This window comes from Arthrobacter sp. TE12231, from assembly GCF_054062895.1.
Window position 1 is genome coordinate 3,322,086 of the sequence record NZ_JBSSFS010000001.1, and the last position, 13,343, is coordinate 3,335,428.

Here is a 13,343-nt window from a genome sequence, read left to right on the forward strand (position 1 = left end):
ACGTCACATTTTGGGCAACAAAGTTATCCACAGGCACCTGATTGACGAGGCTTTCGCCGTGCCGGACGGCGGGCCGTCAGTCCTTTAGCCCCTAGCAATCGTCGGCTCGTTTCAGAACAATGAACCCATGATGTTCGAACACGAAGACGGCAATCCCATCCTCAAGCTGGACGACGAGCAAAGCTGGAAACTGATCGAGGGCACAAAACACGGCAGGCTCGTGGTCACCGTGGCCGGAGACCCCGACATCTTCCCTGTGAACTACGCGGTCAGCGGCCGGAAATTGTTCCTCCGCACCGCCCCGGGAAACAAATTGGCCGAGCTCACCATCAATTCGAAGGTGCTTTTCGAAACGGACGGCATTTTGTCCGAGGAAGCGTGGTCTGTGGTCCTGCGAGGCACTGCGCGCGTTCTTGACCAATCGGCCGATATCGCCGAAGCCGAGGCCCTCGGACTGAAACCCTGGGTTCCAACATTGAAGGACTTCTACGTAGAAATTACGCCAGCGTCTGTCAGTGGCCGACACTTCCAGTTCGGCGAACACCCTGAACGGGAGATCTAAGGCCCGACGTCGTCTCCCGGCCGCCGTTCGGCGTCCGGCATCGCCGGGGTCTCGTTGCCCGTCGGTCACCGTCCGCGCGCTGAGGCCGAGGACCTTCCCGGGGACCTGCCCGGGGCGGCCGCCTAGACTTGAATGATGGCGGACAAGCTGACCCCCGAGCGGCGCAGCTGGAACATGTCCCGCATCCGGGGCAAGAATACGAAGCCCGAAATGCTGGTCCGCAAGCTGCTGCACGCAAAGGGCTACCGGTACCGGCTGCACGGCAGCGCAGCCGGCGGCAAACTCCCGGGCAACCCGGACCTCGTCTTCGCCGGCCGGCATAAAGTCATCTTCGTCAACGGCTGCTTCTGGCATTTCCACGATTGCCGGGCGGGGCAGCACGCGCCCCAAGCCAATGCGGAATTCTGGGAAACAAAGCGCACGCGGACCCGGAACCGCGACGCCGAGCAACGGCTCCAGCTCGAACGCGATGGCTGGGAGGTTCTCACCGTCTGGGAATGCGAGCTCAAGGACCCATCGGCGCTGGAGGACCGCCTCGAGGCTTTCCTGCAGCGCACGCCGCCGGCATGAACCGGCATCGACGTCCGGCCTAAGCCGGCATCGGCCTCCACCTCGAATCAGCAAAAACCATGAGAAGTCCTGCGTGTCGCGTGGCCCGGCTTCCGGTTCAGGCAGGTGGTCTCCGCTACTATTCGAATTCGGGGACCTTAGGCACTATTCGGTCAGTACCACTACGTACTGCAAACACGGGAGAGCGCATGCCGCACTTGCTGATGTCCAACGACGAGCCCGACACGGCTGCTACGCCGGCAGATTCCAGTCCCTCAGATTACAGTCCCACAGTCCTGCAGTTCCGTCCCCTCAGCCACTCCACACACCGCGCCGTCCGGCCCCGCCGGTTCCGCGGAGCGGACCCGGATCTTGAACCCTTGCGTCGGCAGTCGACCTCAATCATTAATGAGGTTCTCGCATCGACCAACCCGGATGATGCTGAAGCGCAGGACAAACTGCTGTGGCATGTCGCCAACAACCCGGGCCAGCCGGAAAAAGCGCTTCTGGACCACCTGCTGACCGTGGGCGTCCGGCAGGACGAATCCGCCTAACGCGCTGAGCAGTTTAGCTGGCTGACCTGTCGATACTGGCCTGCCGGAGCACTTCGCCCCAGGACTGCTGGGCCAGATCTGCCACCGAGGCAAGAATTTGCGACGGCGGCAAGGACAAATCCAGCGGGAACTCGACAATGTCGATGTCGGTGTTGAGGATCCGGCGCAGCTTGATTTCCCCGGCGCCCGGGTAAATAATCCATGCCGTCGGCACCCGCAGCGATGTGCAGTAGGCCAGCATCCGGTAGTGGTCGCCCGAGAGCGATGCGCCGGCGTCGGCTGCTGCTTTGTACTTGGCGTCGTACACCATGACGGGCCGGCCGCCGAGGAAATGGACTGCCCCGGGCTGCACGACGATCCTGTCCGAGTCGCGGACGGCCTCGTTGAGGAGCGCGTTGTAGCGCAGCCGCATCTCGCCGGGGAAGGCAGCCATGGCTTCGCGCAGGGCCGTCCCGACAAAGTCCTCGAACACTTTCGCCATATCTACCACGAACGACGCCGACTGCTGTTTGCCGTCGCCGGCCTCCGCCGAGGCGTTCCGCAGGATCAGCTCGGCGAGCCGGAGAGCCGCGTGGTAGCGGGTGTTCATCCGGCTGGGCCGCCACTGCGGCAGCGGCGCGCCGGACTGAAGGCGCGTCACGGCGTCGAGCTTTCCCTTTAGCTGGCGCAGCCGGCTGAGGACTTCCGGCCGCACGCGCGGCACTTGGGACATCCGTTCCAGCGCGGCGCGCAAAATCCGGTTCTCCGCGATGTCCTCGGTGAATTCGTCGTACGAGACTTCCAGCGGGACCAGCATTCCCGGCCGGCGGGAAATTTGGTCCGAGATCCGGATCCGGCCCTTGACGGTCCGCAGGGATTCCTCCACCATCAGGTACCCCTGCAGCACGCCGCGGCTCAGCGCCCGGTCGGCAAGCTGCGCCAGGGACTCGGCCAGCGCGCTCCAGAGATCGGTGTGCTCCACGGCGGCGACGGATTCGTCGCGGAACCCTTGATCCCCGGCGTAGCCGAGCAGGAACAGGAGCCGGCTCAGACCGAGCCGTCCCTTCGGCCGCACCTCCAACTGGACGGTGGGGGTGCGCACCGAGCCCACCTTTCCGACGGGTTCAATCCGGTACAGGCCCATGCCCATCGGCGAGGCTTTTGCCAGGCCGCTGGCATTGACGTAGGCCGCGGTGTCCGGATCAAGCCGCTCCACGACGCCGGCGGAGAGCTCGTCGATGACAAGGTGCCGCCCGGCCACCGCGCCGCCGCGCCCGGCCACAGCCGGGCCAGACGCCGCCCGGGCCTGCATGCCCCGTCCGGGCCCGCCCGGCCCGAGTGCGCCCGGCGCGGACGTACCCCGGCCGGCCGTGTTCCGGTCCGCCACACTCCGGTCCAGCGCCACAGCGCCCCCGGACGGCGTCAGCCTAGACGTGCGCAAGGCGGCCGAGGAGTTGTTCCAGTCCAAACCGCTCCTCGAGCTGGGCGCGGTTGAGCTGGCCGTGATAGTGCTCTTCCAGCAGCGGCATGAGCTCGTACTTCCAGATCCGGCGGAGGCCCTTGGGCGTCTGCGCAGACTTCTTCATGAAGTAGGAGGGCCCGATCATCAGGTCCCGGTCCCATTCATCGATGGCGTCGTTCAAGGCGTCCAGCAACAAGGCCGGCGTCGTGTCCAGGTCCCGGGCCTGCAGGAATCGCAAGAGCGAGCCCTTCACAGGCTCCGTCTTCGGATGGAGCTCAATGAACGAGAAGCGCCGCCGGATGGCCGCGTCCATCATCGCGATGGAGCGGTCCGCGGTGTTCATGGTGCCGATGATGTAGAGGTTGTCCGGCAGCGTGAACGGCTCATTGGGGCTGTACTGGAGGTAGATCCGGTCATCCCGGTATTCGAGCAGGAAGTACAGCTCACCGAACACCTTGGCGAGGTTCGCCCGGTTCATCTCGTCGATGATCAGGAAGTACGGCTTGCTCTCGTTGCCGGGTTTGGCGGCCTCCTCCGCGAGCCGCCGCAGCGGACCGGCCACGAGCTTGAAGGACACCTGGCCCTCATCCGTCTTGTCCGGGCGGAAGCCCTCGAAGAAGTCCTCATAGGCGTACGAGGGGTGGAACTGCACCAGCTTGACCCGCTCGTCCGTGGTGTCGCCGGCGAGCTCGGCGGCGAGATGTTTGGCGAGGTACGTCTTGCCGGTTCCCGGCGGACCGTAGAGGACCAGCTGCCGGTTCTCCTCAAGGAGTTCTGCGATTTCTTGCAGCGGCTCCAGGTCCATATGCAGGGACGCGGCGAACTCCTCCGTCAGCGGGCGGAAACCTTCACAGGCCGGTTCGACGGCGGCGGCCGGCTCGACGCCGTCGCCGGCCTCGGATTCGGCTTCTGCGGGCAGGAGCGCCTCAAGCGCCTGGATCACGCGGGTGATGTCCACGATGTTGCCGGACGTGGTCAGCTGCCGCTGCACGTGCCGGGGCAGGCCGGTGACGTCGTGTTCCTCATCGAACCAACGGACCTTGCGGCGGAGCTGACGGTTGTCCTTGCCGTGCTCCGGCTCGCCGAGGACCACACCGATCCGGACCTTGCCCGAACTCTGGTAAAGCGCGAGATCGCCCGGCTTCATCACGGTCAGGAAGGCGAAGACGGCGGTCTTGGTGTCCTCCCGCTCCACGTAGCCGAGGTGCTTGTAGTCCTCGTCAACGGCGTTCTGGACCAGCCCGGCGGTAACGCCGGGGTCCAGGAGGCGGAGGTGTTCGACGTCGAGCGTCACTGCTTCCTCGTCCCGCCACTCCCCCAGCAGCTCAGCGTTGTCGTGGTGGGTGCGCAGCAGCCAGGCGCGACGACCCGGATCACCGACCTTCCTCCACTGGCTTACCAGCTGGCGGGAGTACCAGTCGATCCGCTGCCCGGCCTGCTGGTCCAGGTGCAGGCGGATGCGGTGGATGTCCGCGGAAATTTCCTCGTCGCTGTCCCCCTTGGCGCCGCCCACGAGGGATGCGAAGGCGTCGCGGATTTCCTGCCGTTCGACGTCGGCCACGACAGGTTCGAAGTAGCTGGGCCAGACCAGGAACTCGATGCTGCGGCGGATGGCCGGCTGGTCATCCGGGGTCCCGGCGACCAGCCGGTGGAAGGCCAGCGGGTCCTTGACCGCGGCCTGGACGACGCCGGCCGGCCGCTGGGCGACGTGCTGCACGAAGCGGCAGAGCCACTTCAGATGGTCCCAGATGGTCCAGTTGAATTCCGCGGTCCGGTCCCGGATCACACCGTGGTCCGTCATGCCGGCGTAGAGCTCGTCGGGGAGCTCAAGCGGGGGCTCCAGCCAGGACGCGGCCTCGGCGACACGGGCCCGCTTGACCTTGAGTGACTTGACCTCGTGGGCCAGCGGCAGGGACTGGAGGAACAGGAGCTCCACTGCGAGTTGCTTCGCCCCGCGCGTGGCGTCCTCCAAGTTCTGGCGCAGGTTGGTCATCATCGGCGCCTTGGGGTCCGGAACGCCTCGTTCGAGACGTTCCAGCAACTCCGCGGCCGCCGGGACAGACCATGTCTTGGTGCGGCCGTCCAGGGCGGACGCCTTGCCGAGCAACCCCGGGCCCAGCACGAACCACGCCGCGTCTTCAATCTCCTTGGAGATACCGAGGGCACGGTGCAGGGCAGGCTTTTTGGTTGGGGTCATACGTTCAATTTACAGGCTTAAACTGAACGCGCGCATTTAACGCTGCCCTCCAGCTACCTGCCAGTAGATCCCGGGCGGGTGGTTGGCCGTGGCTATTTCGTGGCGGGAAGGCGCTTCACGCCGAAGGTGAAATAGCACCCCGGACCGATGAAGTTCACTAGGGTGGCAGCCCTCCACATCGCTTTGCTGCCGCGGATTTCCGCTGCGGGCCTGCGCGAAATGTCGCGTTGGGCTGCAACGAGCAGCGTCAGTTGGATAACCGCGCCGGCGATTGTTCCGATCTTCGCCCTCGGGGAGAGCTCTTTCCATGTCTTCTTGCGGGGGTGCCTCATGTGCATCTTCTGGTGCATGTCCTTGCCCATGTTCTTGTGCATGTTCTTGCCCATGTTCACAGCGACCACTGCTCCTTATGCGTCGGGATTGTTCATTGTAGGAGCCGTGCCAAGAACGGGGGTAGGGGCTATTGGACCGGGTGGGCGCGGGTATAGGGTGCCAGCCGTTCCTTCTGCTCCGGCGTCAGCCGCAGGACCCGTCCGGTTGCCTCGTCGACGAAGGCCAGATGGCTTGTGGCCCGGACGCAGTCCTCCCGGGTCACCGGATCCTGCACCAGGTAGTGGATATCGAAGCTGGCGCCCTTGACCGCGCCGACCCAGAGCTGGACGACGGCGGGCACGTTCCGGTACTCCAGGGTCCTGACGTACCGGATCTTGTGCTCCACCACGAGCGCCAGAGTCCCCTCCGGGATGTCGTTGAAGAGCGACACCAGGGGTTCGGTCCCGGGCAGCCCGGCTCCGCGCGGCGGCCCGAACCCGGCGATCCGCGCTTCCTCCAGGATCCGGACGATCTGGACGTTGTTGATATGCCCGTACGCATCCATGTCGCTCCAGCGCATCGGCACCTCCACCTCGAGGCGCCTGGGCTCGGTGGCTCCCGCCTCCCCCGCTGCCGGGGCTCCCGCCTCGCCGGCGTGTCCTGCGGCGCTCAACTTCGCACCGCCGTCGCGTCCTCTGCCGCCTCTGCTGAGGCCGGGTCTGCGTCCTCGCCCGCGAATTGGGACATGTACAGCCGGTAGTACGCGCCCTGCAGTGCCAGCAGTTGGGCGTGCCGGCCCTGCTCGACGATCCGGCCGGCCTCCATAACCAGGATGGTATCCGCGTCCCGGATGGTGGAGAGCCGGTGGGCGATCACGAAGCTGGTGCGCTCGGTGCGGAGCGCGGCCATGGCCTTCTGCACCAGGACTTCGGTGCGGGTGTCCACGGAGCTCGTGGCCTCGTCCAGGATGAGCAGTGACGGGTTCGCCACGAAGGCCCGGGCGATGGTGATGAGCTGTTTTTCGCCGGCGCTGACGTTGTTGCCTTCTTCGTCAATGACCGTGTTATAGCCATCCGGCAGGGCGCGGACGAAGCGGTCCACGAAGGTGGCCTTGGCTGCCGCCATGATCTGGTCTTCGGTGGCGTCCAGTTTGCCGTAACGGATGTTCTCGTAGATGGTCCCCCCGAACAGCCAGGCGTCCTGCAGCACCATGCCGACCTTGGCGCGCAGCTCCGACCGGCTCAGCCGGGTGATGTCCACCGCCTCCAGGGTAATGCTGCCGGCGTTCAGTTCGTAGAAGCGCATCACGAGGTTGACCAGGGTGGTCTTGCCGGCCCCGGTCGGACCCACGATCGCCACGGTGTGTCCGGGCTCGGCGGTGAACGACAGGTCCTCGATCAGCGGCTTGTCCGGCGAGTAGCTGAAGGTGACGTGCTTGAACTCGACGTGGCCGTCGGTCTTGGCCGGGAGGTGCTCGGTGGCCGTCTCGGCGTCCTGTTCGTCGGCGTCGAGGAATTCAAAGACCCGCTCCGCGGAGGCGACACCGGACTGCAGCATGTTGGCCATGCCGGCCATCTGCCCCAGCGGCTGGGTGAACTCGCGCGAGTACTGGATGAACGCCGTGGCGTCGCCGAGGCTCATGCTGCCCGAGGCCACGCGCAGTCCGCCCACGACCGCGATCCCCACGTAGCTGAGGTAGGAGACGAACTGCATGACCGGCATGATCATGCCGGAGACGAACTGGGCGCCGAAGCTGGCCCGGTAGAGTTCCTCGTTCCGTTCGTCGAAACGGGCCAGCATGTCGGCGTCGCGGCCGAACACGCGGACGAGGTCGTGGCCGGAGAAGGATTCCTCGATCTGGCCGTTGAGCTCGCCGGTGTTCTTCCATTGGGCGGCGAAGAGCTTCTGGCTGCGGGCGCCGATGATGCCGGCGGCCACCCCGGAGAGCGGCAGTGCGATCAGCGCGATGAGGGCCAGCTGCCAGGACACGATGAACATCATGATCACAATGCCGAGCACCGTCAGGGCCGAGTTCACGAGCTGCGCAAAGGCCTGCTGGAGCGCCTGCTGGATGTTGTCGACGTCGTTCGTGACGCGGGAGAGGACGTCGCCGCGCTGGCGGGTATCGAAGTAGTTCAGCGGCAGCTCGTTGAGTTTCTTCTCAGTGTCGTCACGAAGCTTGCGGACCACGCGCATGACCAGCACGTTCAGGACATAGCCCTGAAGCCACAGGAAGATGTTGGCGACGAAGTACATCACCAGCACCACGCTGATGAGGAACGCGAGCTTCTGGAAGTCGATGCCCGCACCGGGCACCACATCCATCTTGGTCAGCATGTCGGCAAAGTTGTCCTGGCCCTGGGAGCGCAGTCCTTCGATTAACTGCTCCTTGGTGGCGCCGGCCGGGAGCTGCTTGCCGACCACGCCCGCGAAGATCACGTCCATCGCCTGGCCGAGAATCCGCGGGGCGATGACGTTGAGTACGACGGCGACTGTCACCATCGCGAGAACCGCGATGATGCCGGCACGCTCGGGCTTCAGCAACCCCATGAGCCGTTTGGCCGAGGGCCAGAAGTGCTGGGCCTTCTTGGCCGGCACGGCGCCGAACATGCCGCCGTCGGCTTCGCCGGGAGTGAACTCCTCCTCGAGGAAATCATCGTCCAGTACGTCCGTTGCCGGCATCGCGGCTGCTGTCGCGTCCGGTGCTGTCCCGTCCGGGGCCTGGGCCGAGGCGGTGGAGACTTTCTCGTTGGTGCTCATGCCACTGCCTCCGCGCTCAGCTGGGATTCGACGATTTCCTGGTAGGTGCTGGAGCTTTGCAACAGTTCCTCATGTGTTCCGCGGTCCACGATCCTGCCGTTATCCAGGACGAGGATCTGGTCCGCATCGGCGATGGTGGACACGCGCTGGCCGACGATGATCACCGTGGCGTCGGCCGTCTTGGCCTTGAGCGCGCGGCGGAGCCTGGCGTCGGTGGCGACGTCAAGGGCCGAGAACGAGTCGTCGAACAGGAAGACCTTGGGCTCGGTGACGAGGGCACGGGCGATGCAGAGCCTCTGCCGCTGCCCGCCCGAGACGTTGGTGCCGCCCTGGGAGATCCGGGACGCAAGGCCGCCCTTCTTTTCGCGCACGAAATCCGCGGCCTGGGCGACCGTCAGGGCTTCCCACAGGTCCTCGTCGGTGGCCTCGGGCTTGCCGAAGCGCAGGTTGTGCTCGATGGTTCCGGAGAACAGGTAGGGCCGTTGCGGCACCATGGCCACGCGCTGGGTGATCTCGGCACGGTCCAGTTCGGTGACGGGCACGCCGTCGAGCAGGACCTCGCCGGATTCGGCGTCGTAGAGCCTCGGCAGCAGGGCCAGCAGGCTCGTCTTTCCGGCGCCTGTGGAGCCGATGATGGCCACGGTCTGGCCGGGCTCAGCCGTGAAGCTGATGTTGCTCAGCACGGGCGCTTCGGCGCCGGGGTAGGCGAAGGTCACGTTCCGGAATTCCACGCGCCCGGCCTTTGCCGCCGGCGCCACCGGGGTGAGCGATTCGTGGATGGAGGGTTCGACGTCGAGCACTTCACCGATGCGGTCGGCGCAGACCGAGGCACGGGGAATCATCATGGCCATGAACGTGCCCATCATGACGGCCATGAGGATCTGCAGGAGGTACTGCAGGAAGGCCGTCAGCGAGCCCACCTGCATCTCGCCGGCGTCGACGCGCTGGCCGCCGAACCACAGCACGGCTGCGGTGGAGATGTGCAGGATCATGCCGATGGCGGGGAACATGAGCACGAAAAGGGAACCGATCTTCAGCGAGACGTCGGTGAGGTCCTTGTTGGCGGCGCCAAAGCGCTCGGCCTCGTGGGGTTCGCGCACGAACGCCCGGACCACGCGGATGCCGATGATCTGCTCGCGCAGGACCCCGTTGAGCCGGTCGATCTTCGCCTGCATGGAACGGAAGAGGGGCATGAGGCGAACCACGAGGTAGCCCACCACAACCACCAGCAGGGGCACCGAAACCCAGACGAGCCAGGACAGGTTGAGGTCCTCGCGCACGGCCATGAAGATGCCGCCGATGCACATAATGGGCGTGGCCACCATGAAGTTCAGCGTCATGAGCATGAGCATCTGGACCTGCTGGACATCGTTGGTGCCTCGCGTGATCAGCGTGGGGGCACCGAAAACGTTGACGTCGCGGGCCGAGAAGCTGCTGACCTTCCGGAAGACCCCGCGGCGCAGGTCCCGGCCGAACGCCATGGCCGCCTTCGAGCCGAAGTACACGCCGGCGATCGCGGTGGCCACCTGGATCAGGGCGACGCCGAGCATGATGCCGCCGGTGCGCCAGATGTAGTCCGTGTCGCCGCGGGACACGCCCTCGTCGATGATCTGGGCGTTGAGGCTGGGCAAGTACAGAGCCGCGATGGTGGACGCCAGCTGGAAGATGACCACAGCCGCGATATATGGCAGATACGGCTTGGAATAACGCCGCATGAGGGTGACGAGCATGCCCACGAGTCCTTAGGAGTACCGAATGAGGGGAGTCTGACGAATCAGGAGACCGAACAAGACCGAAAAATGAAGTGCGTTGAAGAGCTGATTGGAGACTATCTTTTGGGTCCGACAGCCACAGCCATCCAACTCTACGAAATCCCCCGCCCGGGTGGAACACGGGACACCAAATATCATCCAAACGGTGTACTTAGTGGCTGGCGCCCGTCCCTCGGCTAGAAGGCGGCCCCCCGGCGGATACGCCGAAAGCCCCGCGGCTGCCCAAGGGGCGGCCGCGGAGCCTTGAGGGTCCGGAGCGGCGGACGCGGAACCGGGTGCTACTCGGTCCGGTGCCGCCCGTGCGTGGCGATGTAGTCGGCCGCCGCGCGCTGCATCTTGCGCTGCTTGGCCAACTGCCGGCGCAGGACCGTGAGCTCCTCGGCAACACGGGCCTGTTCCGCGGCAATCGCACGCTGCTCAGCAGCTTGGTCGTACACGGCGCGCAGCGCCTCGGCCAGCTGGAGCTGCTGCTCGGCCAGCAGCTGCTGGGTCTGCAGCAGTACGGGCACGACGTCGGCTGCCTCGGGCCGGTCATCGGCCACAAGGGTCCGGGACCGTTGACGGGCGCCTTCCCTGTCGGCCGCGCGCTCTGCGGCTGACTCCCCCTGGCGAGGCTCCCCTTGGCGGAAAGCCGGGTCGGACGTCAGGCCTGCCTCCTGGCGGGCGGCGTCCGGGAAGCGGGATTCGGCCCGCTCGCGGCTGAGCACCTCGATGAATTCCCGGTCCAGGTCCACGATGCCGGTTCCGGTGGCGGACGAGGCGCCCCGGACGGCGTCGTTTCCGGTATTTCCAAGTGCGGTCGCAGAAGCACCTCCGGCGGCGACAGCAGCAGCGGCGTCGCCTGCCTGCTCGGCCGACTCGGGCCGGATATCGACAGTCCGGCGCAGCGGGCGTTCCTTGATGAACAGGATGGCCACCAGGGCAATCACGCCGATGATTGCCGAGATCATGAAGACCTCCGCGATCGCGTCACCGTAGGCGGCCCGCATGATGTCGCGGATGGGTGCAGGCATGTCCTTGAGGTCCATGCTGGCTCCCGAGGATCCCGCCGGAACCTGGATGCCGGCGGAAGCGAGCCCCTCCGTGACGAGTTCCTTGACCCGGTTGCCCAGGACGGCTCCGAGGACCGAGACGCCGATGGCGCCGCCGACGGACCGGAAGAAGGCAACAGAGGCGCTGGCCGTGCCGATGTCCTTGGCCTGGACGGTGTTCTGCACGGCGAGCACGAGGTTCTGCATCAGCAGGCCGAGACCGATGCCGAGGATGGCGGTGTAGATGCCGGTCAGCCACAAGTCGGTGGTGTGGTCCATGGTGCCGGCCAGGCCGAGGCCGCCGATCAGCAGGATGGAGCCGGCGATCAGGTACCGCTTCCACTTGCCGGTGCGGCTGATGAGCATGCCCGAGGCGACGGAACCGATCAGGTTGCCCGCGATCATGGGCAGCGTGAGCAGGCCGGCTTCCGTGGGGGTGGCACCGCGTGCCACCTGGAAGTACTGGCCCAGGAAGGTCGAGGAGCCGAACATGCCGACGCCGACGGCCACCGAGGCGAGGATCGCGAGGGCGGTGGTCCGCTCCGAGATGATCTTGAGCGGGATGATCGGCTGGGCCACGCGGGATTCCACCAGCACCAGCAGGCCAAGGAGCACGACGCCGCCGCCCACCATGGCGACCGACTGCCATGACCACCAGTCGTAGTAGTCGGGGTTGCCGGCGAAGGAGACCCAGATGAGCAGCAGGCTGACGCCTGAGGTCAGCAGGACGGAGCCGAGCCAGTCGATCGTGGCCGGGCGCTTGACGTGCTGAATCTTCAGGGTGATCTGCAGCAGGATGAGGGCGACGACGGCGAGCGGGACGCAGACGAAGAAGGTCCAGCGCCACCCGAGCGGGCTGTCGACGATGAAGCCGCCGAGCAGCGGGCCGCCGGCTGTGCCTACGGCCATGACGCCGCCCATGTAGCCGGAGTACTTTCCGCGGTCACGCGGGGGGATCATCGAGCCGATGATGGCCTGGGCCAGGGCGGTAAGGCCGCCCATGGCGATGCCTTGGATGACGCGGGCGGTCAGCAGCAGCGGGATGGTCTGGGACAGGCCGGCCATGACGGAGCCGGCCACGAAGATCACGATGCTTAGCTGGACGAGGACTTTTTTGTTGAAAAGGTCGGCGAGCTTGCCCCAGATCGGGGTGGTTGCGGCGTTGGCCAGGAGCGCCGCGGTGATCACCCAGGCGAAGTCCGTCTGGGTGCCCTTGAGCTCGGACATGATGGTGGGAAGCGCGTTGGCAACGATCGTGCTGCTCAGAATGGCGGTGAAGAACGCCGCGAGCAACCCGGTGAGTGCTTCCATGATCTGGCGGTGGGTCATCGCCGCAGGTTCTGCGGCGGTCTGGGATGCGCGGGGCGCCCCCGGCTGAATGCCTGATGGGACCGGGGACGGCCCTGTGGCGGCAGCGTGGCTAGCCATATGTCTACTCCTCAACAATTTCGGTCGTATTCGTGGGTCCGGCCGTCGTTGCCCGGGCTGAGGTCCTGAGGGACTCAGCGAGTTTTTGCAGGGTGCGCGCCGTCTCTTCGACGTCGTTCTGGCTCCAGTCCTGCAGGAGGTCCTGGATGGTTGCCGTGCGATGGTCCTCGATAGCGCGCAGCTTTTCCGCACCGGTGGCGGACAGGGCGATCAGTTGCGCGCGGCCGTCCTCGGGGTCCGGCCGGCGGACCACATAGCCGTGCTCTTCGAGTTCGGCGATGTGGCGGCTGAGCACCGGAGCGCTAACGCCGAGGCGCTCCGCAAGATGCGTGGCCCGGGATTCGCCCTCCCCCACAAAACGGAGAACGCCCTGTAGCGCCACTCCGGTGTCCTGCCCGCGCAAGTTAGCGGTGGCAACACAGCGGACGGCGCGCTGGAGGTCGAAGATTTGGTAAACGAGTTTGGCTGCAGCGTTGGATTCAACTGACATGATGGACACCCCTTTTTTGCTTGCCCTAGGCAACCATATCACCAAAATGGTTACTTCGGGAAACTAACCCTTTTTGATGGCCGTGTGAGGTGCCGGTCCGATCCCGAAGAAGGGTGTTTAAACGCCAAACGCGGACCTGCCGGGCCCATCCCTCGCGGTGAGGGGTGGACCCGCCAGGTCCGCGCGGTAAGCGTGCAGGATCCTACGGTGCCAGGCGGCCGGTTGGCCGCCCAAGCCAGGCGGCCGG

Annotated in this window: 11 protein-coding genes; 3 read left to right on the forward strand and 8 right to left on the reverse strand. The window is 65.8% G+C overall.

From position 1 onward, the window contains the following. Positions 1-127: 127 nt before the first annotated feature. The 3 genes from ACVWYS_RS14855 (at position 128) to ACVWYS_RS14865 (ending at position 1,665) form a co-directional block, all read left to right on the forward strand. Positions 128-562, forward strand: a complete 435-nt coding sequence (locus ACVWYS_RS14855) for a pyridoxamine 5'-phosphate oxidase family protein (RefSeq protein ID WP_116768482.1) — start codon at positions 128-130, stop codon at positions 560-562. Positions 563-697: 135 nt separating this feature from the next. Continuing rightward, complete coding sequence (locus tag ACVWYS_RS14860) at positions 698-1,132, forward strand: very short patch repair endonuclease (RefSeq protein ID WP_116768481.1); 435 nt, start codon at positions 698-700, stop codon at positions 1,130-1,132. A gap of 188 nt (positions 1,133-1,320) precedes the next feature. Further along, positions 1,321-1,665, forward strand: coding sequence for a hypothetical protein (locus ACVWYS_RS14865; protein WP_456507376.1), 345 nt, complete (start codon positions 1,321-1,323; stop codon positions 1,663-1,665). Positions 1,666-1,678: 13 nt separating this feature from the next. Here ACVWYS_RS14865 and ACVWYS_RS14870 read toward each other — a convergent pair whose 3' ends face one another. The 8 genes from ACVWYS_RS14870 to ACVWYS_RS14905 all read right to left on the reverse strand — a co-directional run bounded on the left by ACVWYS_RS14870 (position 1,679) and on the right by ACVWYS_RS14905 (position 13,096). Beyond that, complete coding sequence (locus ACVWYS_RS14870) at positions 1,679-2,956, reverse strand: 5-methylcytosine restriction system specificity protein McrC (protein WP_456509079.1); 1,278 nt, start codon at positions 2,954-2,956, stop codon at positions 1,679-1,681. A gap of 115 nt (positions 2,957-3,071) precedes the next feature. Then, positions 3,072-5,303 carry an McrB family protein gene (locus ACVWYS_RS14875; protein WP_456507377.1) on the reverse strand — a complete coding sequence of 744 codons (2,232 nt, stop codon included), beginning with the start codon at positions 5,301-5,303 and terminating at the stop codon, positions 3,072-3,074. A 92-nt stretch (positions 5,304-5,395) separates the two neighbouring features. Beyond that, the gene (locus ACVWYS_RS14880; protein WP_456507378.1) at positions 5,396-5,704 is read right to left on the reverse strand and encodes a hypothetical protein; all 309 of its coding nucleotides are present in this window, start codon (positions 5,702-5,704) and stop codon (positions 5,396-5,398) included. 59 nt (positions 5,705-5,763) lie between these two features. Continuing rightward, positions 5,764-6,195 (reverse strand): acyl-CoA thioesterase, encoded by a 432-nt coding sequence (locus ACVWYS_RS14885; protein WP_091251521.1) that lies wholly within the window; start codon positions 6,193-6,195, stop codon positions 5,764-5,766. A gap of 89 nt (positions 6,196-6,284) precedes the next feature. Then, positions 6,285-8,375: an ABC transporter ATP-binding protein gene (locus ACVWYS_RS14890; RefSeq protein WP_456507379.1), complete on the reverse strand. Its 2,091-nt coding sequence runs from the start codon at positions 8,373-8,375 to the stop codon at positions 6,285-6,287. Beyond that, positions 8,372-10,105 carry an ABC transporter ATP-binding protein gene (locus tag ACVWYS_RS14895; RefSeq protein ID WP_344363707.1) on the reverse strand — a complete coding sequence of 578 codons (1,734 nt, stop codon included), beginning with the start codon at positions 10,103-10,105 and terminating at the stop codon, positions 8,372-8,374. The genes ACVWYS_RS14890 and ACVWYS_RS14895 overlap by 4 nt, the downstream gene beginning before the upstream one ends. 320 nt (positions 10,106-10,425) lie before the next feature. Further along, on the reverse strand, positions 10,426-12,507 hold the full coding sequence (locus ACVWYS_RS14900; RefSeq protein ID WP_456507380.1) for an MDR family MFS transporter: 2,082 nt from the start codon (positions 12,505-12,507) through the stop codon (positions 10,426-10,428). Between the two features lie 103 nt (positions 12,508-12,610). Further along, entirely contained in the window at positions 12,611-13,096 is a 486-nt protein-coding gene (locus tag ACVWYS_RS14905; RefSeq protein ID WP_116768499.1) for a MarR family winged helix-turn-helix transcriptional regulator, read from the reverse strand. Positions 13,097-13,343 lie beyond the last annotated feature (247 nt).